Source organism: Xanthobacter aminoxidans (assembly GCF_023571765.1).
In the GTDB taxonomy this organism is placed as follows: domain Bacteria; phylum Pseudomonadota; class Alphaproteobacteria; order Rhizobiales; family Xanthobacteraceae; genus Xanthobacter; species Xanthobacter aminoxidans.
In genome coordinates this window covers 1-22460 of record NZ_JAMJXC010000010.1, presented here as the reverse complement: position 1 = coordinate 22460, position 22460 = coordinate 1, and the positions used below count along the sequence as shown (strand labels likewise).

Annotated in this window: 21 protein-coding genes and 2 tRNA genes; 6 read left to right on the top strand and 17 right to left on the bottom strand. The window is 68.0% G+C overall.

Annotated features, from left to right (window positions below; translation table 11 throughout):
• Nucleotides 1-17 precede the first annotated feature (17 nt).
• The 3 genes from EJ105_RS15840 to EJ105_RS15830 form a co-directional block, all read right to left on the bottom strand.
• Nucleotides 18-542, bottom strand: a complete 525-nt coding sequence (locus tag EJ105_RS15840) for a universal stress protein (RefSeq protein ID WP_250167124.1) — start codon at nucleotides 540-542, stop codon at nucleotides 18-20.
• Between the two features lie 102 nt (nucleotides 543-644).
• On the bottom strand, nucleotides 645-2195 hold the full coding sequence (locus EJ105_RS15835) for a M48 family metalloprotease (protein ID WP_029555352.1): 1551 nt from the start codon (nucleotides 2193-2195) through the stop codon (nucleotides 645-647).
• A gap of 20 nt (nucleotides 2196-2215) precedes the next feature.
• A complete protein-coding gene (locus EJ105_RS15830; RefSeq protein WP_250167123.1) occupies nucleotides 2216-3217 on the bottom strand; it encodes a hypothetical protein in 1002 nt (333 codons plus the stop codon).
• Nucleotides 3218-3323: 106 nt separating this feature from the next.
• Between EJ105_RS15830 and EJ105_RS15825 the strand changes: the two genes are divergently transcribed.
• Nucleotides 3324-3400, top strand: a tRNA-Arg gene (locus tag EJ105_RS15825).
• A gap of 371 nt (nucleotides 3401-3771) precedes the next feature.
• On the opposite strand, the gene EJ105_RS15820 is transcribed toward EJ105_RS15825, so the two are convergent.
• The 8 genes from EJ105_RS15820 to hisB all read right to left on the bottom strand — a co-directional run bounded on the left by EJ105_RS15820 (nucleotide 3772) and on the right by hisB (nucleotide 10136).
• The gene (locus tag EJ105_RS15820; protein ID WP_250167122.1) at nucleotides 3772-5118 is read right to left on the bottom strand and encodes a carbohydrate porin; all 1347 of its coding nucleotides are present in this window, start codon (nucleotides 5116-5118) and stop codon (nucleotides 3772-3774) included.
• Nucleotides 5119-5394: 276 nt separating this feature from the next.
• The gene (gene coaA / locus EJ105_RS15815) at nucleotides 5395-6366 is read right to left on the bottom strand and encodes a type I pantothenate kinase (RefSeq protein WP_024280444.1); all 972 of its coding nucleotides are present in this window, start codon (nucleotides 6364-6366) and stop codon (nucleotides 5395-5397) included.
• A 16-nt stretch (nucleotides 6367-6382) separates the two neighbouring features.
• Nucleotides 6383-6709, bottom strand: coding sequence for a phosphoribosyl-ATP diphosphatase (locus tag EJ105_RS15810; RefSeq protein ID WP_029555356.1), 327 nt, complete (start codon nucleotides 6707-6709; stop codon nucleotides 6383-6385).
• A gap of 135 nt (nucleotides 6710-6844) precedes the next feature.
• Nucleotides 6845-7618 (bottom strand): imidazole glycerol phosphate synthase subunit HisF, encoded by a 774-nt coding sequence (hisF, locus tag EJ105_RS15805; protein WP_024280446.1) that lies wholly within the window; start codon nucleotides 7616-7618, stop codon nucleotides 6845-6847.
• A gap of 7 nt (nucleotides 7619-7625) precedes the next feature.
• Complete coding sequence (gene hisA / locus EJ105_RS15800) at nucleotides 7626-8363, bottom strand: 1-(5-phosphoribosyl)-5-[(5-phosphoribosylamino)methylideneamino]imidazole-4-carboxamide isomerase (RefSeq protein WP_081762729.1); 738 nt, start codon at nucleotides 8361-8363, stop codon at nucleotides 7626-7628.
• On the bottom strand, nucleotides 8351-8950 hold the full coding sequence (hisH, locus tag EJ105_RS15795) for an imidazole glycerol phosphate synthase subunit HisH (protein ID WP_250167210.1): 600 nt from the start codon (nucleotides 8948-8950) through the stop codon (nucleotides 8351-8353). The genes hisA and hisH overlap by 13 nt, the downstream gene beginning before the upstream one ends.
• 60 nt (nucleotides 8951-9010) lie before the next feature.
• Nucleotides 9011-9496 (bottom strand): DUF2628 domain-containing protein, encoded by a 486-nt coding sequence (locus EJ105_RS15790; RefSeq protein WP_051678757.1) that lies wholly within the window; start codon nucleotides 9494-9496, stop codon nucleotides 9011-9013.
• A gap of 46 nt (nucleotides 9497-9542) precedes the next feature.
• Nucleotides 9543-10136: an imidazoleglycerol-phosphate dehydratase HisB gene (hisB, locus tag EJ105_RS15785; RefSeq protein ID WP_024280450.1), complete on the bottom strand. Its 594-nt coding sequence runs from the start codon at nucleotides 10134-10136 to the stop codon at nucleotides 9543-9545.
• 168 nt (nucleotides 10137-10304) lie between these two features.
• On the opposite strand from hisB, the gene EJ105_RS15780 reads away from it, so the two are divergent.
• Genes EJ105_RS15780 through hslU form a run of 3 tightly spaced genes read left to right on the top strand, consistent with a single transcriptional unit; the run spans nucleotide 10305 to nucleotide 13046 of the window.
• Nucleotides 10305-11096, top strand: coding sequence for an alpha/beta fold hydrolase (locus EJ105_RS15780; RefSeq protein WP_250167121.1), 792 nt, complete (start codon nucleotides 10305-10307; stop codon nucleotides 11094-11096).
• 60 nt (nucleotides 11097-11156) lie between these two features.
• Nucleotides 11157-11702, top strand: coding sequence for an ATP-dependent protease subunit HslV (gene hslV, locus EJ105_RS15775; protein WP_024280452.1), 546 nt, complete (start codon nucleotides 11157-11159; stop codon nucleotides 11700-11702).
• Nucleotides 11703-11738: 36 nt separating this feature from the next.
• Nucleotides 11739-13046, top strand: a complete 1308-nt coding sequence (gene hslU / locus EJ105_RS15770) for an ATP-dependent protease ATPase subunit HslU (RefSeq protein ID WP_029555361.1) — start codon at nucleotides 11739-11741, stop codon at nucleotides 13044-13046.
• A 7-nt stretch (nucleotides 13047-13053) separates the two neighbouring features.
• Here the strand turns inward: hslU and EJ105_RS15765 are convergent, their stop codons facing one another.
• Together EJ105_RS15765 and EJ105_RS15760 are read right to left on the bottom strand one after the other, a co-directional pair.
• Nucleotides 13054-14439 carry a sigma-54-dependent transcriptional regulator gene (locus EJ105_RS15765; RefSeq protein ID WP_250167120.1) on the bottom strand — a complete coding sequence of 462 codons (1386 nt, stop codon included), beginning with the start codon at nucleotides 14437-14439 and terminating at the stop codon, nucleotides 13054-13056.
• Between the two features lie 128 nt (nucleotides 14440-14567).
• Nucleotides 14568-16445: a hypothetical protein gene (locus EJ105_RS15760; RefSeq protein WP_156026232.1), complete on the bottom strand. Its 1878-nt coding sequence runs from the start codon at nucleotides 16443-16445 to the stop codon at nucleotides 14568-14570.
• A gap of 261 nt (nucleotides 16446-16706) precedes the next feature.
• On the opposite strand from EJ105_RS15760, the gene aptA reads away from it, so the two are divergent.
• Nucleotides 16707-18062, top strand: coding sequence for an omega-aminotransferase AptA (aptA, locus tag EJ105_RS15755; protein WP_250167119.1), 1356 nt, complete (start codon nucleotides 16707-16709; stop codon nucleotides 18060-18062).
• A gap of 250 nt (nucleotides 18063-18312) precedes the next feature.
• On the opposite strand, the gene EJ105_RS15750 is transcribed toward aptA, so the two are convergent.
• Together EJ105_RS15750 and EJ105_RS15745 are read right to left on the bottom strand one after the other, a co-directional pair.
• Entirely contained in the window at nucleotides 18313-18468 is a 156-nt protein-coding gene (locus EJ105_RS15750) for a DUF3309 family protein (protein ID WP_197023048.1), read from the bottom strand.
• A gap of 238 nt (nucleotides 18469-18706) precedes the next feature.
• On the bottom strand, nucleotides 18707-20608 hold the full coding sequence (locus tag EJ105_RS15745) for an aminopeptidase P family protein (protein ID WP_250167118.1): 1902 nt from the start codon (nucleotides 20606-20608) through the stop codon (nucleotides 18707-18709).
• A gap of 130 nt (nucleotides 20609-20738) precedes the next feature.
• Here EJ105_RS15745 and EJ105_RS15740 point away from each other — a divergent pair.
• Nucleotides 20739-20813, top strand: a tRNA-Gly gene (locus tag EJ105_RS15740).
• A gap of 84 nt (nucleotides 20814-20897) precedes the next feature.
• Here the strand turns inward: EJ105_RS15740 and EJ105_RS15735 are convergent.
• Both EJ105_RS15735 and EJ105_RS15730 read right to left on the bottom strand, forming a co-directional pair.
• The gene (locus EJ105_RS15735) at nucleotides 20898-22106 is read right to left on the bottom strand and encodes a site-specific integrase (protein WP_250167117.1); all 1209 of its coding nucleotides are present in this window, start codon (nucleotides 22104-22106) and stop codon (nucleotides 20898-20900) included.
• A 203-nt stretch (nucleotides 22107-22309) separates the two neighbouring features.
• Complete coding sequence (locus EJ105_RS15730; protein ID WP_431192970.1) at nucleotides 22310-22453, bottom strand: integrase core domain-containing protein; 144 nt, start codon at nucleotides 22451-22453, stop codon at nucleotides 22310-22312.
• Nucleotides 22454-22460 lie beyond the last annotated feature (7 nt).

Here is a 22460-nt window from a genome sequence, read left to right as displayed (position 1 = left end):
CCGTCCGGAAGGCGCGCTCAGCGTCCAGGGGCGAGGAAGGCCGGGCTGGGCTCGGGCCACTCTACGCTGCCCGCGGGCTTGGCCTGGACGGCGGGGGCCACCTCCTCCCGCACCACCAGCACGGGGAGGCCCGAGTGGGTGAGCACCTTGGTGGTCTCGCTGCCCAGCACGACGGCCGACAGGCCCCGGCGGCCGTGGGAAGCCATCACGATCAGGTCGCAGCCCTCGGCCTCGGCGGTGGTGATGATGCCGTGGAAGGGCTGGTCGTCCTCCACATGCACCTGCTTCGCCTCGACGCCCGCTGCGGCGGCGGTGGCGGCGGCCCGGGAGAGCACCGCCTCGGCCTTGCGCCCGGTCTGGCGCCGATATTCGGCTTCCGTGTCGGCGATCTGGTCGGCTTCGGTGCTGAAAAGATGAAAGCGCTCGCTGGCGGTGACGATCACAAGCGCCGCGTGGAGCGCCGCGGCGAGCGCGACGGCGTGGGAGACCGCAAGGTCCGACAGCGCCGAGCCGTCGGTGGCGACGAGAATCTTCTTGTACATGGCTCCCTCCCGCAACGAGAGCCTCGATCATAGCAGCGGGGGGCGGCATAGCGGCTTGCGCGCCATCAAATCGCCGGGAGCGGCGAATGGGGCACCCGCCCCTCAGTCGGCGATGATCTTGACCTTCTCGCCATACTTCAGCCGGGCATTGGCATCGAGCCCGTTGAGGATGAGGAAGCGCTCCACCGGGCGGTCGGGCACCTGCATCTTGCCGGCGATCTTCTCCACATTGTCGCCGAGCCCCACCTGGACGATGCGCACGCGCAGCGGCTTCACCGTGTCCGCCTCGCCAGAGGAGACGCGGCGGAAGGTGTCGGCGGCGGCGCGGAACTGCTTGTCCAGCTCCGGCGTCAGCTCGCGGGCGGCGAAGATGAGGCGGTAGACGTCCGAGCCGAAGCGGATGGCGAACATGCGGAACGACCACTGGTCGCCGCGCGCCACCGCCGTCGCCGCGCTGAAGCCGTTCACGGTGAGCGATTCGACCGTGTTGATCTCCACCCCGTCGATCCAGCCGGAGGAGAGATATTGCCCCAGGGACTGGTCGGCGGGGATGCGCACCGCATCGAGCCGCAGCGCCTCGCGGCCGGTCTGAGTGGCGCCGAGCACCGCCTGGGAGGTGTTCTCCAGCGAGAAGCCCTCCGGTGCCATGAAAGTGAAGCCGAGCTTGGGGTGCAGGAACTTGCGGCCGCGAACGAAGCCTTCCTTCGGATCGTCGCCGTAGACCATGCCGTTGATGACGCTGAAATAGGCGCTGCGGTCCCGCTCGCCGTCCGACGGCCCCGCCGCGGGGGCATATTGGCGGGCATTGGCGATGGCGATGGAGATACGCTCCGGCGTCGCCGGGTGGGACGACAGGAAGTCCATGTCCGGCGTGGTGGAGGACGAGCCGGAGAAGGCCGTGCTCTTCATCTCCGAGAAGCGACCCATGTCGGTCAGGAAGCGCGAGGCGCCATAGGGATCAAAGCCCGCGCGCGCAGCGATGCCGACGCCGATGGCGTCCGCCTCCAGCTCCTGCCCGCGATTGAACGAGGCGAGCGTGCGCCGGCTCTTCTGCATGGCGAGCGCGCCGAGATCGGGATCGTTCACCACGTCGGAGATGACGCGGCTCACCAGCACCGCCTGCTTCACCTGGTCCTCGCGGATGGTGGCGTGGCGGGCGATGACGTGGGCCATCTCGTGGGCGAGCACCGAAGACAGCTCGGACGTGTCGTTGGCCAGCGCCAGCAGGCCGCGCGTCACGTAGAGCGAGCCGTCCGGCAGGGCAAAGGCGTTGATGGCCGGCGAGTTCAGCACGGTAACGCGGTATTTCAGGTCCGGCCGCTCGGAGGCCGCGACGAGGCGCTCCACCACCTTCTGGATCAGCGCCTTGAGCTCGGGATCGTCATAGGCCCCGCCATAGCTCGCCACGAGCTTTTCATGCTCGCGCCGCTGGCTGGGCGACATATCGGCGAATTCGGATGCCGCGCCGGTAGAGGCGAGCGGCACGCTCACCTGATCGAGGTCGATGCCGGCGCACCCGGTGAGCCACAGGGGGAGCGCGACGGCGGCACAGGCGAACAGCGCGCGCAGGCCGGAGCGCCGGGCAAGCGCGCGCGCAGGCGCTTCCGCCCGAACCCGCCTCGCCGCACCCTGCCCTCTCAGCGCCTCACGCACCCAGCACCTCATGCTTCCGTTCACCGCTCCCGGCGCCTCGACGGCAGCGCCTGTGCATCGGGCAGGTTTTCGACCTTGCCCTCGATGCGCAGCACCTCGCCCCGCCGCCGCGGCGCCATGGCCGGCCCACCTTCTTCGCGGACGACGCCCCTTACCTGGATAAGGGCTCCGCGCAAGATGGCAGGATCGAGCCTATCGCCCAAGATTGTGGCGAAATCCTCCCTCGTCAGCATGACAGTGAAATCTTGCTTCCAGCTTGCCCCGAAATTCAGAAAAATCCGGTCGCGTCCGCCGACCGCGAGCACCCTTCCTTCTGTAACGGAAAAAAGGCCGCGCCGTTCCGCCATGGCCTTTTCATCGCCGGCCGGGGCGACCGCCGAGGCCAGGCTCCAGATGCCCCGGCGGGCGATGCGCGCCTCCGCTTCGGCAGAAAGGCGCTGGGTGGCACAGACGGTATCTCCTTCCGCGGTGGCATAGCCTACCCCGGCCCGAACCAGCGCCGTGGCAAGATCCTCCTGCCGGGCGTCTGCCGCCGCCGGACAGACGAGCCGCGCCGTCCCGGCAAGCCGGCCGTGACGATCGAGCGTGGTCGTGACTGGCGCAACCGCGCAGCCGTCGAGCACCGAAGCCGCCGCATCCGCGGCGACCGCGAGCAACTGCGGGTCTGGCGAGAGCCGGGTCGGCAAGGCGATGCCTTCCGGGGCGAGGCCCCGGCCGTCGGCAAGTGCGAGCGCCCCCGCATCGCTCCAGCGCGCGGCGCTCCCGGCCGCCTCCGTCCCGCGGCCTGCGCAATCGGTGGCCGCCGGGACGGCAGCCCTCTGCGCCGGGCGGGCGGCGGCAGGAGAGATGGTTTCGAGGATCAGCCCACCGGAAAGGGCCAGACCGCCCACCGCCAGAAGACGCGCCAGCGCCCGCAATGAATGCGTGTGGTCGCGCCTCCCTGCGCGCACTGATGAATGGCCTAGCGTCATGCAGCAACGATAGCGGCAACCGCCCTCCGGATTGAAGGCCGACCCGATCAACTGTCCTTACGCCGCCTTACGCCGGCGTCCGGCTCCCGCCTTGGACGGGGGAAGCCGCCATCCGGCCCCTTCCCTCCCGGCGTGCCGCGATTTAGAAGGAGGGCGTGTCCCGGTAGCTCAGCAGGATAGAGCAGCGGTTTCCTAAACCGCAGGTCAGGGGTTCGAATCCCTTCCGGGACACCATAGTTTTCAATGGCTTAACCACGTTCCGCGCATCAGCGAACAGGCCCGCCTCGGCATGGCCTATGTCGGCCAGTTCGCAGACAGCGTGACGGTCAATGCCTTCCGCCCCAACCTGGCGCGGCGCATCCAGCTGACGATCTGCGTCCTTGCGTCATGCTACTTGGTCGCATAGTTCGCAACGTGCATAACGCTATGGCTGCAGAGGCAAGGTTGGGGGCGAGAATGGGCAGGATCGGGCGCGTGGTGATCATGGCCGTGGTGCTGGCGGCGGTCGGCGGGTGTCAGCTCTCGAACCCGAGAATGATCGTGACTCCGCATGACCGGCCGTCGGGGCCGTTCCCCCAGCCGTGAACTGACGACCGGGAGCGCCCTCAGAAGGCGACCGTTGTGCGCAGGCCCACCACCCAGGCGTTTTCATTGACGGGCGAGGTGTAGCCGCCGGGATCGATGACGTATTGCAGCGAGGCCTTCAGGTTCAGCCAGCCCGTTGCCTGAAACCCGTAATAGGCTTCCAGCACGTATTCGTTGTGCTGCACATAGCCCGGGCCGAGCCCCAGCCAGTTGGCCTCGGCCTGCGCGGTTGCGAGCCGCGGATTGATGCCGGTCGTTCCGATGGCGAAGCCGATGTCGTCATCGGGGCGGCTTGCGAACGTGCCGTGCTGCTGAAGGCCCCACGCCACCTGATAGAGTTGTGTGGACGTCCGCGGGTCGGCATAGGTGAAGTTGAAGAAGCTCCACAATCCCTGCTTCGGGTTCGGCCCCTGGGCATTGCCGGTCAGCTGCTGGATGAAGGAAACATAGAAGCCGTAGCGCCCATAATCCTGGGCATAGGGAAGTCCCGAGATGAGCTGGGGCTGTCCGTTGATGCTCGTGACGGCGTTATCCGCGGTCGCGGTATCGAACCATCCGCCGATCTTGTAGGTGCCCGACAGATTCCAGAGCGTCGGCGTCCATTTCAGCTCCAGGGGCACCAGCGCACCCTCGGAACCGGACGGCCAGCTGGGCAGCAGCGCCCACTTCGCCTGAACCGACAAATAGGTCTGGTTTTCGTCGTAGACGGCGGCTGAAAAGGTCAGGTCATCGGTGAGATGGACCTTCAGGACGCCGCCCCACTGGCTGACCGGCCAGTTGAAGATGTAGTTCCCGGCTATATTTCCGGGAACCGAGCCGCAGAAGGTCAGATTGATGAAATCGCAGCGCTCGAAGCCGAAATCGGCACCGACGGCGAGACGGCCGACCTTGATGTCTACGGCGCCGTCGAACAAGGCCTGATTGTAGTGGAAGTCCACGAGGCGGACGATGTTGCCGCGGCCATAGACCTCGTTCATCAGCATTAGCGCCGGAATGTTGGCGACTTCCGCGAGGTTGTCGCCCCAGCGGCCCACGAGCGTGATGCCGAAGGTGCCGCCGGTGATGTTGGCCAGCTTCTCCATATCGAAGAGGGCCTGGATGGAGGCCTGGCCCGCATTGGCGCCCGTCTGCTGCGTGCCGCCCGACAGGTTTCCGACCGTCTCGTTGACCAGCCCGCCGGAGATGTCGATCCCCTGCTCCTTCAGCCGGCTCCGTCCCAGGTCCCCGAAGAGATAGGGCCGGGTCAGGAAATCGTCCGACGCGACAGAGGAGGGTGCCGCCGTGCCGGCCGCCGCAAGATCGCCCGCAAGCCCCGGAGTTGCGGCGGATACCAAAAGCGCGGGAATGAGTGCGAGCCGCGCCTGCACAGTCCGGCCGCAGGCACGGCGGCGTCGATCGTCAGATCGCCTCGGTCGCCTCATCCGCCCTATTCCCATCCAGAGAGCCTACAGAAAACGCAGAATCGCCTGCGTAGAATGCACGTTTCCGCGCCTGTCGGACCTGTCTGAACGAAAAGAAGAGCTAAATACCAACGAAGTCGCCGCTCCGTTACCACTCCGGCCAAGCTTCGATGGTCGACCGCGGGTTCATGCCGCCAAAATCACGGCGAACGGTCCGTCACGCGCCCGTCCGGGGGCATCGTTTCACAGCCGCCTGAGGCTCACCTCGGCCACTTCGTGGCGGCCGGCCTTGCGCAGGATGAGGTCGGCGCGCTGGCGGGTGGGCAGAATGTTGTCCTGCAGGTTGACGAGGTTGATCCGCCGCCAAATGGAGAGTGCGGTCGCCTGCGCTTCGTCGTCGGAGAGCTGCGAATAGCGGTGGAAGTAGGAGAGCGGGTCGGTGAAGGCGGTCTCGCGCAGGCGCATGAAGCGCTCCACGTACCAGCGCTCGATCACATCCTCGTCGCCGTCGATATAGACCGAGAAGTCAAAGAAGTCGGAGACGAAGGGGATCGCCTTGCCATCCTTCGGCGGCCGCGTGGTCTGGAGCACGTTCAGCCCCTCCACGATGAGGATGTCCGGCCGGTCGATCTCCACATACTGGTCCGGCATCACGTCGTAGAAGAAGTGCGAGTAGAGCGGCGCGCGCACCGGCCGGCGACCGGCCTTGATGTCGGTGAGGAAGCGCAGCAGCAGCGCGACGTCGTAGCTCTCGGGAAAGCCCTTCTTCTCCATCAGCCCTTCCCGCTCGAGGATGGCGTTGGGCAGGAGGAAGCCGTCGGTGGTCACGAGGTCCACCTTGGGCGTGTTGGGCCAGCGGGCGAGCAGCGCCTGCAGCACGCGCGCGGTGGTGGACTTGCCCACCGCCACCGAGCCGGCGACGCCGATGATGTAAGGCATCTTCTGCTCGCCCGCCGCCTCGCCCTCACGGTGGTCGAGGAAGTGGCTCATGGCGCGGTAGAGCTTCTGCGTCGCCGCCACATAGAGCGACAGCAGGCGCGACAGCGGGAGGTAGATCTCCTCCACCTCCTTCATGGAGAGGCGGACGCCGAGGCCTTCCAGCCGTGCGATCTCGTCCGGCCGCAACGTCATGGGCGTGTCGCGGCGCAGCTTCGCCCACTCCTCGCGGGAGAAGGAGCGATACGGGGAGAGGCCGGGGTCGATGGGCCGGTCCATGATCGCGATGTCTCTGTCAGGCGGTGGGACGGGCGGCTTTTTCGGCGAGACCGGACTGGGCGGTCCTCCGCGCAAGCTCGGCATGAATATCGGCGAGGCTCACGCCACGGGCCTTGAGCACCACCATCAGGTGGTAAAGCAGGTCGCTCGCCTCGCCCACCAGATCCTTCTCGCTGCCGGAGACGGCGGCGATCACGGTCTCCACCGCCTCCTCGCCCAGCTTCTGGGCGCATTTGGCGACGCCCTTGTCGAGCAGGGAGCGGGTGTAGGAGGAGCCGGCGTCCGCCGAGGCCCGCGCCGCGACGATGGCTTCGAGATCGGCGAGGGAGAAGCTGTCGCTCATCGGGTCGGCCCCACAAAAAGGGTCAGGAACGAAGGCACTGAAGCATTTTCAGCGACTTGGGGAGCGGTTCGCATCAAGAAAATGCGAAAAACGGGTTAACCGGAAGCGCTGCGGCACCGCCGTTCCCGGCGCGGCTCAATCGAGCCGTACCGGAAGACCAGCCTCGGCCAGCCGGTCCTTGGCCTCGCGCACCGTGAAGGTGCCGAAGTGGAAGATCGAGGCGGCGAGCACCGCCGAGGCGCCGCCATCCCGGATGCCCTCCACCAGATGATCGAGGATGCCGACGCCGCCGGACGCGATGACCGGCACATGCACCGCATCCGCCACCGCCCGGGTCAGCGCGCAGTCGAAGCCCTGTCCGGTGCCGTCGCGATCCATGGAGGTGAGCAGGATCTCGCCGGCACCGAGGTCCACCACCTCGCGGGCATACTGGATGGCGTCGATGCCGGTGGGGTTGCGGCCGCCATGGGTGAAGATCTCCCAGCGGTCCGTCTCGCCCGGCTGCGACACCTTCTTGGCATCGATGGCCACGACGATGCACTGCTCGCCGAACTTCTCCGCCGCCTCGCCCACGAAGGCGCGGCGGTTCACGGCAGCGGTGTTGATGGAGACCTTGTCCGCCCCGGCATGGAGCAGGGTGCGCACATCGTCCACCGTGCGCACGCCGCCACCCACGGTGAGGGGCATGAAGCACTGCTCGGCGGTGCGGCGCACCACGTCGAGGATGGTGCCTCGGTTCTCGTGGCTGGCGGTGATGTCGAGGAAGGTGAGTTCGTCGGCCCCGGCGGCGTCATAGGCGCGCGCGGCCTCCACCGGATCACCGGCGTCGCGCAGGTCCACGAACTGGACGCCCTTGACCACGCGGCCGTCCTTCACGTCGAGACAGGGGATGACGCGGACCTTCAGCATGGCGCACCTATCGTCCCGCCACCAGCGCGAGGGCCTCGCGCGGGTCCAGTCGCCCGTCATAGAGGGCCCGGCCGGTGATGGCGCCTTCGAGCTTCTTCGCGCCCGGCGCGAGCAGTCCCTCGATATCCGCCAGGGAGGCGAGGCCGCCGGAGGCGATCACCGGCAGCGAGATGGCCTCGGCCAGCGCGATGGTGGCTTCGAGGTTCAGGCCCTTCAGCAGGCCGTCACGGGCGATGTCGGTGTAGATGATGGCGGCAACGCCCGCATCCTCGAAGCGCCGGGCGATGTCCACGGCGGCAAGCTCGGACGTCTCCGCCCAGCCTTCCACCGCGACGTGCCCATCGCGGGCGTCGAGGCCCACCACGATGCGGCCGGGATGGGCTTTCGCAGCCGCCTTCACGAAGTCCGGGTCGCGCACCGCGGCAGTGCCGAGGATGACGCGGGTGACGCCCTTCTCCAGCCAGCCTTCCACCGTGCGCATGTCGCGGATGCCGCCGCCGAGCTGCACCGGGATGGAGACCGTCTCGAGGATGCGGTCCACCGCCGCCGCGTTCACCGGCTTGCCGGCGAAGGCGCCGTCGAGGTCGACGAGATGCAGGTAGCGGAAGCCGAGGCTCTCGAACTCCTCCGCCTGGGCGGCAGGGTCGCGGTTGAACACGGTGGCCCGCGCCATGTCGCCCTGTTCGAGGCGCACGGCGAGGCCGTCCTTGAGGTCGATGGCCGGAAAGAGGATCACGGATGCCACTTCAGGAAATTGGCGAGGAGCGCGAGGCCGAGGGTCTGGCTCTTCTCGGGATGGAACTGGGTGCCGGCGACATTTTCCCGCGCCACCGCGGCGGTGATGGTGCCGCCATAGTCGGTGGTGGCGAGGAGGTCGATGCCGTCCGCCGGCTTGAGGTGATAGGAGTGGACGAAATAGGCATGGAGACCGGACGCGCCGGTGGGAATGCCGGCGAGCAGCGGGTGCTCGCGCGCGATTTCCAGCGTGTTCCAGCCCATGTGCGGGATCTTGAGGGTCGGATCGTTGGGGGTGATGCGGTCCACCTCGCCGCGGATCCAGCCGAGGCCCTCGGTGACGCCGTGCTCCAGCCCGCGCTCGGCGAGAAGCTGGAGGCCCACGCAGATGCCGAGGAAGGGACGACCCCTGCCCTTCACCGCCTCGGTCATGGCCTCCACCATGCCCGGCACGGCATCGAGCCCGGCGCGGCAGTCGGCGAAGGCGCCGACACCCGGCAGCACCACGCGATCGGCGGTGCGCACCACCTCCGGGTCGCTGGTGACGACGACGCTCTGGCCGGCATCATGGGCGAGGCTCTGCGCCGCGCGCTCCATGGCCTTGGCGGCGGAATGCAGGTTGCCGGAATTGTAGTCGATGATGGCGACGGTCACGCCTCAGGCTCCCGGAAAGGCGCCGATGACGCCGGATGAGCCGCCCGGAACCGGGAAGGACGGGCGAATGGCCGGAAGGGCGGAGGCGGCGCGGGCCGCGGGAAACAGGCCGTCCCATTCGGCAAAGAAGCGATGTTCCGCCTCGTCCCGGTCGGCGGCGACCACCACGGCGGTCTCCTCATAGCCGAGGCGCTCCAGCTTGCGCTGGCGCAGGCGCGGCAGTTCCAGGGCGAGGAGCACATGGAAGCCGATCATCACCGCGTTGCCGACCCCATCGGCGACGCCGACCCAAACTTCCGCGAGGCCCATGAGGACCATCACCGCCACATAGGCGGCGAACACCAGCCACAGGCGGAAGCGCAGCAGCACGATGGGGGCGAAGAACAGCGTCACCCAGGAGAATTTCTCGCGCACGAACACGGTGCGCCCCGCCGCCTGCTCGGCGGTGTCGCCGGGGACGGTGCGGGTCAGAACGGTCCAGCTGGCCATGGCTGCCTCGTCTCCTGCCTCGGTTCCTGCCTCGTCTCGGCCCGCCTCAGGTGCCCAGCGCGCCCTTGGTGGAGGGGATTTCCCCCGCCGCCGCCGGGTCCACCGCCACAGCCGCACGCAGCACCCGGGCGAGGCCCTTGAAGCAGCTTTCCGCGATGTGGTGCGCGTTCACCCCGTACAGCGTCTCCACATGCAGGGTGACGCCGGCATTGGAGGCGAAGGCCTGGAAGAATTCCCGCACCAGCTCGGTGTCGAACTCGCCGATCTTCGGCACCGCGAACTCAGTGCGGAAGACAAGGAACGGCCGGCCGGAAATGTCGATGGCGACGCGGGTCAGCGTCTCGTCCATGGGCAGGAGCACGTCGGCATAGCGCGTGATGCCGCGCATGTCGCCGAGCGCCTTCTTGACCGCCTGGCCGAGCACGATGCCCACATCCTCGGTGGTGTGGTGGAAATCGATATGGAGGTCGCCCACTGCCTTGATATCGAGATCGAAACGGGCGTGGCGGCCGAGCAGGTCCAGCATGTGGTCGAGGAAACCGACACCGGTGGCGACAGACGTCCGCCCCGTCCCGTCGAGGTCGACGGCGAGCGTGACGCTGGTCTCCTTGGTCTCGCGGACGATTTCGGCCTTGCGCATGGAACTCCTCCAAGGCTGCGGCTTCTATCAGCAACCTCGCTGCAACGCCATATGGCGATGAGATGACGGCGCGCGCGACGGAATGCTACGCCTTTCCCAGCGTCACCCGCCTCGCGCCGACGCGCCATCTATGGCATAGCGCACCCGTCAACCCGACGGGGATCGCCGATGCCGACGACGCACAATGACGGGCTGGAGCTTGCGTATCAGGTCAGCGGCGAAGGCCCGCCCCTGCTCATCATCTCCGGCCTTTCGGCCGAGCGTTCCTTCTGGGCCCTCTCGCGCCCGCTGCTGAAGGGCTTCACCCTCATCGAGTTCGACAACCGGGACATCGGCAAGAGCCAGCGGGCCAAGGCGGCCTACACCGCAGCCGACATGGCCCGCGACGCCCTCGCCGTGCTCGATGCCTCGGGCTTCCAGAAGGCCCATGTCATCGGCCATTCCATGGGCGGCATGATCGCGCAGGAACTCGCCATCGCCGCGCCGCAGCGGGTGAACCGGCTGGTGCTCTCCAACACCATCGCCCGCAACGATCTCTACACCACCGAAATCATGCGCCTGTTCAAGGAGCTGCGGCTCCAGATCGACAACGAGCTGACGTTCGGCGCCGCGCTCACGACCTTCGTGCTCGGCATGCGCACGCTGAACAAGATCCCGCTTTTTGCGGCGGTCCAGCAGTCGTTGGACGCGGGCCTCTACCAGGAGAAGGACGCCTTCATCCGCCAGGTGGGGGTCTGCGTCGGCTTCGACAGCCTCGCCCGCATCGGCACAATCACCGCGCCCACCCTCGCCATCTATTGCGACGACGACCGCCTGTTCTCCCCGGCCATGGTGCGCGAGGTGGCGAACGGCATTCCCGGCGCGAAGCTCGACGAGATCATAGACAGCGGCCACTGCCCCATGGTGGAGGCGCCGGAGAACTTCTGCACCACCGTGCGCGCCTTCCTCAACGGAAACTGAGCGGGAAGCGAGTTGCGTCAGCCGCGGAAGCGCATAAGTAAGCTCCAAGCGGAGCACTTCATGCATTCCCCTGATACCATTTACGGCACCACCATCGTCACCGTCCGCAAGGGCAACCGCGTCGCCATCGCCGGCGACGGGCAGGTCACGCTCGGCCAGACCGTCCTCAAGGCCAATGCGCGCAAGGTGCGCCGGCTGGGCCGGGGCGACGTGATCGGCGGGTTCGCCGGCGCCACCGCGGACGCCTTCACGCTGTTCGAGCGGCTGGAAGCGAAGCTGGAGCAGTATCCCGGCCAGCTTCAGCGCGCCGCCGTGGAACTCGCCAAGGACTGGCGGACTGACCGCTATCTGCGCCGGCTGGAGGCCATGATGATCGTGGCCGACGCCTCGGTGTCCCTCGTCCTCACCGGCACCGGCGACGTGCTGGAGCCGGACGCGGGCGTGGCCGGCATCGGTTCAGGCGGCATGTATGCCCTCGCCGCCGCCCGCGCCCTCCTCGACCGCGAGGAAGACCCGGAGGCGATCGTGCGCCGCTCGCTGGAGATCGCGGCGGACATCTGTGTCTACACCAACCGGAACATCGTCGTGGAAACCATCGGGTCCTGAGCGCCCCCGGCCCCCGCGATAAGGACTGCTGATTCCATGAGCGACTTTTCCCCCCGCGAGATCGTTTCCGAGCTGGACCGCCACATCGTCGGCCAGGCCAAGGCCAAGCGCGCGGTGGCCATCGCCCTGCGCAACCGCTGGCGCCGGCAGCAGCTGGACGAGAAGCTGCGCGAGGAGGTTCTGCCCAAGAACATCCTGATGATCGGCCCCACCGGCGTCGGCAAGACCGAGATCTCCCGCCGCCTCGCCCGCCTTGCCGGTGCGCCCTTCCTGAAGGTGGAGGCCACCAAGTTCACCGAGGTCGGCTATGTCGGCCGCGACGTGGAGCAGATCGTGCGCGATCTCGTGGAGGTCGGCATCGGCCTGACCCGTGAGGCCAAGCGCAAGGACGTGCAGGCGAAAGCCCACCTCAATGCCGAGAACCGCGTGCTGGACGCCCTCGTCGGCGCCACCGCCTCGCAGGCGACCCGCGACGCCTTCCGCAAGAAGCTCCGTGCCGGCGAGCTGGACGACAAGGAAGTCGAGATCGAGGTGCAGCAGGGCGCGCAGGGCATGCCCATGTTCGAGATTCCCGGCATGCCCGGTGCGCAGATGGGTGCCATCTCGCTGGGCGACATGCTGGGCAAGGCCTTCGGCGGCCGCGCCAAGCCGCGCCGCGTCACGGTGAAGGAGGCTCACCCCCTCCTCCTCACCGAGGAGGCGGACAAGCTGCTCGACCAGGACGCCATCACGCAGGAAGCCATCCACGCGGTGGAGAACAACGGCATCGTCTTCCTCGACGAGATCGACAAGATCGCCGGGCGCGAGGGCCGGTCCGGGGCTGATGTCTCCCGCGAGGGCGTTCAGCGCGACCTGCTGCCGCTCATCGAGGGCACCACGGTCTCCACCAAGCACGGATCGGTGAAGACCGACCACATCCTGTTCATCGCCTCCGGCGCCTTCCACGTCTCCAAGCCGTCCGACCTGCTGCCCGAGCTTCAGGGCCGCTTGCCCATCCGCGTGGAGCTGGAGGCACTGACCCGCGCCGATTTCGTGCGCATCCTCACCGAGACCGAGGCAAGCCTCGTCAAGCAGTCGGTGGCGCTCATGGGGACGGAAGGGGTCACGCTCGACGTCACGGCGGACGCGGTGGAGGCCATCGCCGATGCCGCGGTGGAGGTGAACTCCAACGTCGAGAACATCGGCGCCCGTCGCCTGCAGACGGTGATCGAGCGCGTGCTCGACGACCTCTCCTTCTCCGCGCCCGACCGCTCCGGCGAGACGGTGGTGGTGGATGCGGAGTATGTGCGCTCGCGCGTCGCCGACCTCGCGAAGAACGCCGATCTCAGCCGCTTCATCCTCTAAAGGCGGCTCACGACAGGCGGGTGCGCTCGCCCCAGGCCAGTTTCTTGCGGTAGAGGGTCGAGGGGCTGAGGTCGAGGGCGGCGGCGGCAAGGGAGATGTTGCCGTCGAAGGCGGCGATGGCGGCCTCGATGGCGCGCCGCTCGATCACCGCCAGCGGCTCCACCCGGCCGTGCCACGCAAGGCTATCGGACCAGCCCTGGATGAACACCTCGGGGCTCCGGCCGGGGGTGTCCGCCTCGGGCGCGGCAGGCTCGGCGAGGAACCCGGGCGGAATGGTGCCGCCTTCGCTCAGGATCACCACCTGCCGCATCAGGTTCTGCAATTCGCGCACATTGCCGGGGAAACGGCGGGCACGCAGCGCCTCCACTACCTCGGGGGTGAAGCGCGGCATGGGCCGGCCCTCCTCTCCGGCGAAGCGGGCCAGGAACGTCTCGGCCAGAAGCAGAACGTCGTCGCCGCGCGCCCTGAGCGGGGGCAGCGCCAGCGGCAGCACCGCCAGCCGGTAATAGAGATCTTCCCGCAGGCGGCCGGCGCGCACCTCCTCCAGCGGATCGCGGCTGGTGGCGCAGACGAGGCGCACGTCCGCCTCCCGCTCCGCCACCTCGCCCACGGGGCTGAACCGGCCCGTCTCGACGAAGTGCATCAGCCGGGCTTGGCAGGCCGGGTCCATCTGGGTGATCTCGTCCAGGTGGAGCGTGCCGCTCTGGGCGCGGTCCATGGCGCCGGCGTCCTCGCGGCCGAACAGGGCGATTTCCATCAGTTCGGGGGGAATGACGGCGCAGTTGAGAGCGACGAACGGCGCATCGCGCCGCGAGGACGCGGCATGGACCGCCGCCGCCACCAGATCCTTGCCGGTTCCGCTCTCGCCGGTCACGAACACCGCCGCGCGCGAGGCGGCAAGGCGCTCGATCTGGGCGTAGACCGCCTGCATGGCCGGCGAACGCCCGGAGAGACCGCAGAAATCGCCCCCGCGCGGCAGGGGGCGGGCCGCCCGGCGGCGGCGCTCGGGGCGGCGCGCCGGTGTCGCGGCGAGCAGGCGGTCCATCACCTCCTCGATCACGAGCGGCTTCTGCACCACATCGTCGGCCCCCGCCCGCATGGCGGCGACAGCGTCTGTCACCGAGCCTTCGCTCAGCGCCACCACGAGCGTGCCGGCATATCCGCTGGCGCGCACCCGCCGCACCACATCTTCCGGGTCTTCCGTCCCGAGGAGGACGGAGGTGCAGCGGGGCAGCAGGGTCAGCGCCGAGGCGATGTCGGTCGCCTCGATCAGATCGAGGGAATCACGTCGGGCAAGCGCCGCACGCACGGCCGCACGTGCGGTCGGGTCAGGATCGCAGATCAGAAGGCGGGCCGGCCCGCCGGTACGCCGGGCGATGGAAAACTGGGACATGGACTGCGGATCGCGGGAAAAGAACATCCCTGGAAGTAGACGCCCGGCAGCGTAAAGGAAGCCTTGCCGCCCGCACAACCCATTCTCACGGTGTCACTTCCGCCCACCCGATCAGGCAGGCTCGCCGGTCAGCCCCGCGGCGGTTTGCCCGCACCAGCATCGGCGGAGAGGCCCGCGCTTTCCAGCGCCGCGAGTGCACGCGAGGCGTGATCCTTGGACGGCAGCAGGCGCGTCACCAGCCGGCGCACGCCATCGGCACCGTCGGAGGCCTGATGAACCATGAGGTTGACCACCTCCCGCTCCTCGCTGTGGCGCCCGAGGGCGTGAAGGCTGAGGGCGAGCGCAATGCGGTTTTCCACCGTCGGATGCAACGTCAGCTGGGGCAGCATGGCCTGCGCCGCGATCAGGTCGCCGCGCAGGAAGGCGGCGAGCGCCAGATAGGAATCCCGGAACGGGGTCGCCACCGCCCCCTCGCGGCGGGCGTTGGCGAGCAGGGCCTCGCCCTCCGCGATCCGCCCGGCGCCGATGAACACCACGCCCACCGTGGCCGCCACGTCGAAATCGAGCGGATTGAGGCGCAAGGCGCGTTCCGCGGTCGTCACCGCCTCGTCCGGCTCCCCGGCGAAAAGCTGCACCAAAGCGAGCGCGCGGGCGGCATAGGCGCTGGCGGGGGCCAGTTCCACGGCGCGCTCGGCCTCGTCCAGCATCACCTCAAGCTCGGCCTCGGACGGGGCCGGCGTGTCGTCGTGCAGCGTGCGCTGGAGCTGGGTCTCGGCGCGCACCGCGTGGCCGAGAGCGAAGGCGGGGTCGCGGCGGGTCAGTTCGGCGAGGCACTCGTCCACATTGATGCCGCGCGTCTCCTGCCGGGTCTCCGCCTTCATTTCCGGCCGCGTCTCCTGGCTGTCGCTGCGTCGCTGGGCGGCAGCGGCGGCGACGCAGCCGTAGCCGGAGGCCGGAGCACGGGCAAGGGCCTGCGCCCGGGCGCGGACCTGAACCACGCCATAACCCTCCATCACCGCGACGGCCACGTCGTGGATCACCCGCTGCTCGCTCTCCGCGAGCTTCCCGGCGCCGGACAGGCCGTCCATCATGGTGGACCAGACGATGGAGCCGTCGCAGCGGTCGGTGAGGCGAACGGCGAGGGAGAAGGTGCCATCCGGCCGGCCTTCGGCGAGGCCGGCGAGGGAGAAGACCGAGCGTGGCACCTTGGCCGCGCACGCTTCGGCGACGGCACTCTCATGGATATCGGCGCCGGCGGCGCGCACCTGGGTGAAATCAAAGCGGGCGAAGGCGTCGCGCATCCGCTCCTCGATGGCGCGCAGCTCGGTCATCGGCGGCGCACCGTCGCCGGACGCCTCGAAGGTGCGGACCTCGACCAGCGGAAGCCGGATGCGGTCCGCTGTCGCGGCGGCGGTTGCCGCATCCCGCGGTGCCTTGATGTCGGCGTCCCACAGGGCGAAGCCTAGGCCGGCCGTCACCACCACCGCGAGCCCTGCCGCCAAGGCTGGCAGCAGCCGACGGGGACGGGTGATCTCGGCGGGGACCTCGGTCGATCCCGGCGGCACGGCGGATGTGTCGGGATCGGCCAGCGCCGCATCGTCCGGCCCGCGGGCGCGGAACTGAGGCACATAGCCGCCCTTCGGGACATCGATAATGACGGGATCATCGGCGCCGACGGTTGCATAATACCGATCAAGCGCGCGCCGAAGCCGGGTCGCCTCCACCCTTACGATGGGATCGGACTGCGGATCGAACGATGGCGGGCGGCCCAGGGCCTCAACCGCAATGGTGTAGCCCTTCAGCGCGTCTGCGCGCCCGTCCAGCGTTGATTCGACAACAAACCGCAGAAAGGCGGCGAGGCGGGGCGAGGAGGCGAAATCGGCCGAGGCAAGCACGCGATCGAGAGCGGCGCGCACGCTGGCAGAGGCATCGACCGTCTCGGCCACACCTTCCACGCCGGCTTCCACCGCGCTCTCTTCGCCTGCGTCTGCAGCGCTGCTTACCACGATACCGTCCTAACCTACGGTCACGACCTTTGTCGATCAGAACCCATGCACAAGCAAGAGGGCGGGATCAAGGTGAGCCCGCTCCCTGCGGCAAGCTTCCCGCGACGGTTCCCACCGGCAATGCGGGCTGCTAGCCTTGCCGCGACGCGACCGCACCCGAGGCCGCCGGCCGGCATGTGCCGGCGGCGCGCGACCCGCACTGTGCGCGCTGGCGCGTTGCAAATCGGCGCCAAAGACAAGGCGCGCGGGAGAGGAACCATCATGGCTCTGGACGATCTGGTGACGGACGGCGTGCGCGCGGACAGTGTTCCGAACGACCTCGAAGCCTTCTGGATGCCGTTTACCTCCAACCGGTCGTTCAAGAAGCGACCGCGGCTCGTGTCCCGCGCCAAGGACATGCACTATTACACGCCGGAGGGCCGCCCCATCCTCGACGGCTGCGCCGGCCTGTGGTGCGTCAACCCCGGCCACAACCGCGAGCCCATCGTCGAGGCCATCCGCGAGGGCGCCGCCGAGATGGATTTCGGCCCGACCTTCCAATACGGCCATCCGAGCGCGTTCCGCCTCGCCACCAAGATCGCCGACCTCGCGCCCGGCGACCTCGACCATGTCTTCTTCTGCAACTCGGGCTCCGAGGCGGTGGACACGGCGCTGAAGATCGCCCTCGCCTACCAGCAGACCATCGGCCAGGGCACTCGCACCCGCCTCATCGGCCGCGAGCGCGGCTATCACGGCGTCGGCTTCGGCGGCATTTCCGTGGGCGGCATGGTGGCGAACCGTCGCACCTTCGGCACCATGCTGGCCGGCGTCGACCACCTGCGCACCACCTACGACCGGGAGAACCAGGCCTTCTCCAAGGGCGAGCCGGAATATGGCGCGCATTTCGCCGACGAGCTGGAGCGCATCGTCGGCCTGCATGATGCCTCCACCATCGCTGCCGTCATCGTCGAGCCCATGGGCGGCTCCACCGGCGTGCTGCCGGCGCCGAAGGGCTATCTCAAGCGCCTGCGCGAGATCTGCGACAAGTACGGCATCCTGCTGATCTTCGACGAGGTCATCACAGGCTACGGCCGCCTCGGCTATGCCTTCGCCGCCGAGCGCTACGGCGTCATCCCGGACATGATCTGCTTCGCCAAGGGCATCACGGCCGGTGCCGTGCCCATGGGCGGCGTCATCGCCCGCAAGCCCATCCACGACGCCTTCATGAAGGGGCCGGAGCACATGGTGGAGCTGTTCCACGGCTACACCTACTCGGCGCATCCGCTGGCCTGCGCCGCCGGCCTCGCGACGCTCGACCTCTACGCGAAGGAGAACACCTTCACGCACGCGCTGGCGCTGGAGCCGTTCTTCGCCGATGCGGTCATGTCGCTGAAGGACAAGCCCGGCGTGCTCGACATCCGCACCGTGGGCATCACCGGTGCGGTGGACCTCGCCCCGCGCGCCGGCTCGCCCGGCCTGCGCGGCTACGAGGCGCTGGAGAAGGCCTTCCACGAGGAAGGCTTCATGATGCGCATCGCCGGCGACACGCTCGTCATCACCCCGCCCCTCATCATCTCGAAGGATCAGGTGGGCGAGCTGGTGGAGAAGCTCGGACGGGTGATCGAAAAGACCGCCTGAAGAACGCCGCGCGCGTCCGCCGCCCCGTGGTGAGCGGCGGACGCCGACGGGCAACGCACAGACCCTGGCCGCCGGTCCGCAGCGGGGTGCGGCCGACGGCCAGGCCGTGCGGGCCGCGAAGCAGGGGCGTCAAGCTCGCGGGCCGCACGTTCGCGGTCTCGATATGGAAGCGACTGGACGTGGAGATTTGCGCGCGCCTTACGCGGCCGGCACCGACCGGCCCAGTCAGCCGGCGCCAGCCGCGAGGCCGCTAGAGTCGTCCCGTGAGTGCCAGCACGATCACGATGATCAGCAGCACACCCACGATGCCGCCGGGTCCATACCCCCACCCGGAGCTGTAGCCCCATCTCGGCAGCGCGCCGATGAGCAGCAGCACGAGAATGATGATGAGGATCGTGGACATCAGCGGCCTCCCAGTCTGTCGGGCGGAGCCACGCTCCGCCTCGCGCATCTGGTAACGCCCACGAGGCCTTGCAGTTCCTTGGCTTGTGGAGGATCGCCCAACGCTCTGCGGGCGATCCGGCCGACTTCCAAAGCGCGATCCGAGCGGATTGGATCAATCCGCTCGGTGAATCGCCCTCTCACTCTTGGCAAGAGAACGCGTGACCCGATCAAACTGCGATGCAATCTGATGGGCACGTGCTCTAGAGCGGCGCCGTGGCTCCGGCGAGCCAGTCGACACAGCCCTCGTCCACCAGCGGCGCGAGGGTCGCGCGGACTTCGGCGTGATAGGCATCCACCTGCGCCCGCTCGGCACCGGTGAGGAGACGAAGATCAATCAGTCGCCGGTCGTAGGGGACCAGCGTGAGGGTCGAGAAGCCGAAGCACGGCCGCTCGCCGGCCTCCACCGGGCGGTCCTCCACCAGGATCAGGTTCTCGATGCGGATGCCGTAGGCGCCGGTGCGATAGAAACCCGGCTCGTTGGAGAGGATCATCCCCGCGGCCAGCGACAGGTGGCCGAGCTGGGAGATGCGCGCCGGCCCCTCGTGCACGGAAAGCCCCGCGCCGACACCGTGGCCGGTGCCGTGATCGAAATCGAGCCCGTTCTCCCACAGGAACTGCCGCGCCAGCGGATCGAGCTGGGCCCCCGTGATGCCCTTGGGAAACACCGCGCGGGTGAGAGCCAGATGGCCCTTCAGCACCAGCGTGTAGTGGCGGCGCATGTCTTCCGTCGGCGTGCCGACGGCGAGGGTGCGGGTGATGTCCGTGGTGCCGTCAGGATATTGCGCGCCGGAATCGAGCAGGAACAGCTCGCCCGGATGGATCGCCCGGTTGGTCTTGCGCGTGACCCGATAATGCACGATGGCGCCATTCTCCCCCGCCCCGGCGATGGTCGGGAAGGAGATGTCGGTAAGACAGCCGGTGGCACGGCGGAAGGTCTCCAGCGCCTCCACCGCGTCGATCTCGGTCAGTTTGCCGGTCGGCGCCTCCCGGTCGAACCAGGCGAGGAAGCGCACCAGCGCAGCGCCGTCGCGCACATGGGCCGCGCGCATCCCCGCGATCTCGGCCGGGTTCTTCGAGGCCTTGATGAGGGAGATGGGGTCGGCACCCTTGTCGGCGATGCCGCCTGCCGTCTCGATGAGCGTGGCGAGGCGCACGGGCGCGGTGGCTTGATCGACGCGAATGCGCCGGCCCTTCCCGTCGCCCTTGCCCTCGCCTTTGGCGAAGGCGGCGAGCACGGGGTCGAGGTCGCCCACGCCGTGCAGGCGGGCATGCCCCGCGAGGGCGGCGCGCACCTCGTGAGAGAGCTTCAGCGCCTCAAGGAAAAGGTCGGGCAGTCCCTCGCGCGGGATGATGCACCAGGCGAGCGGCAGCGGCGTGTGCGCCACGTCCCCGCCGCGCATGTTGAACAGCCAAGCCGCCCCGTGCGGATCGGAGACGAGCACGCCGTCGAGCTTCTCCTCGGCGAGCTTCTCCTGCACCCGCCGGAGCTTGGTGGCGGTGTCCTCGCCGGCCACGGAGAGGTCGAGCAGGCGCACCGGTTCACGGGGCGGTGCGGGCCGATCGGGCCAGAAGGGATCGAACGGATCGGCATCCAGCGGCGCGAGGATGCCGCCCGCCGCCGCCACCGCCTTCACCAGCCGCTCGCGACCATCGATGGTGGTGCGCCACGGATCGAAGCCGAGCCGGGCGCCACGGGGCAGATGGTCCTCGATCCACTTGTCCGGCCGCGTTTGCGACAGGGGCACCACGGTGAAGGCCGCCTCGTCCACCTGCGCCGGGGCCTGGAGGGTGTAGCGCCCGTCCACGAACAACGCGGCCTCCGTCGGCAGCACCACGCAGGTGCCGGCCGAGCCGGTGAAGCCGGTAAGGTAGGCCAGCCGCTCCTCGCAGGCCGGCACATATTCGTTCTGGTGCGCATCCGCGCGCGGGATCACATAGCCGTCGAAGCCGAGGCGGGCGAGTTCCGCCCGAAGCGCCGCCAGCCGCGCCGGCCCCTCGGCGCCGTCAGCGAGATCGTCGAAGGTCTGGAAGTGCGCCTTGAACGGGGGATGGCCGTGGGAGGCCGGATGAACCGGGGAATGGGCAGAAGAAGGGGACGTCATGGGCGGGGCGCCGGGCAATCGTTGAAATCCCTCCGACCATAGGAGCCCCGCCGGGCAACGGCAACGCAGTGGGTATTTCGCGAAACGCCCTTGATGGGCAACCCCGCATCCGATTATGGTCGGCGCCTGCGCGGGCGTAGTTCAGTGGTAGAACGACAGCTTCCCAAGCTGTATGTCGTGGGTTCGATTCCCATCGCCCGCTCCAATTTCGCGAGCTATGACAAGAGCTTGGCGGGCTACCGTTGAACTAGACGTTCCCCGCGTTCCCCATCTCGTTCCCCATGGTTGTTTACCGCTTGTTCCGGTGAGCCGTCCGCATTCGGGCGACCTTCTGACTTTTCCCGATCGTACCCCGCACATAGCGCAGTGTCGTTGAGCTTTGGGAGTGACCGGCCGCGGATCGGATCGCGTCCAGGTCAGCGCCCGCCTCGTCGGCTTCGGAGATGCCGCCCGCTCGAGCATCCATGTTCCAAATTCTGTCCGGCACCCCCGCCGCACGAGCGATGATTCGCCATTCGCGTGCGTAGGCATGTTCAGCGTAGGGCCTGCCGGCGATTTCGTCCACGATGACGGGGCCGACCCTACGGTCAGCCGGAATTTGGCACAGGAGCTTGATCACGAGCGGTGTCAGCTTGAGATCATGACCAACATCGGCTCCCGTCTTGGTGGTCTCTTTCACCATGAGTAGGTCGTCCGAGATGTGCGACCAAGTGAGCCCTCCGGTCCAGTATCGGCCACGCAGCACGATGCCACCTCCGTTGGGCGCATCCTTCCGCCACTCTCCTATGACATCGCGTTGCCGCATCGTTGTCTCGAACTGAAGCGCTGTACCCAAGGCTAGAGAGGGACGCCCGGCTGCGACTGCGGCCTTGATGAAGGCCTCGACATGGTGCAGCTCTAGCTTTGCCTTGCGCCGACCAGGCTGCTTGAACCTGGCCTCGTCGAGGATGCGGGCTAGCCGGCCGCACTCCGGGAGCTCGGCCATGACGCCATATCCGAGCAGCCGGCGCATCATCGAGACGATGCCATGCGCCTTTCGGATTCTCTCTTGTCCCCCGGCCTGCTTCGGCTTCTTCGCCTCATCGTACCATCGGCGGAGATCCCGGATGCCCAGCGCCGCGAGCGACCTCATGCCAAAGGCCTTCTCTATCGTCCGGAGGACCTGATCATAGGTGCGTCGGGTGTTCCATTTCAGATCCCTGTAGGGACTTGCTGGATCCGTCTGATAGAGTCGCACGAGGCTGGCTATCGAACCGTCGTGCGACCGCAGGTCATTTTGACTGCCGCAAGCCCAAGCTAGCATTTCAGCCTGAAGGCGCGAGCAGGCAGCCTCGATCAGACGCCGATCCCCGGGATCATCGATGCTGTAGTGCAAGCGCACCGTTTTTGGAACATAACCACGCAAGACCAGATCGGCACGGGCCACCCAAATCAGGCGAATAGTCCCGTCACGATTGCGCCGACGTTTTAGTCCTGGTGCCGTAAAGTCAGAGGGCATCTAGATTCTCTCCACCGTCCGGTTGCGACGCGAGGAGCGTAGAGAGGCCATATCGGCGGTTCCAGTAGGCTTCGACGGCCGGCCAGTAGCGGCCGCCCATGAGAGGGTCGATACGGGGAAGCCCGTCCCTTTCGAGAACGGTCGTGACGTGAGCCCCATTTCTCCTCCAGTTGAGGAGAGAGTCCGCCGGTTGATTTGTGGCCTCAGGCGGCCACGGTTTCCAGTGCGATTGTTGCGGCAAACTCGGCGGGGGATCGATGGCCCAGCGCCGAATGAGGTCGGTTGAGGTTATAGTCCTCCTTCCATGAGCTGATGGTGGCGCGGGCCTGCGCCAGGTTCGAGAACAGGGTCTCA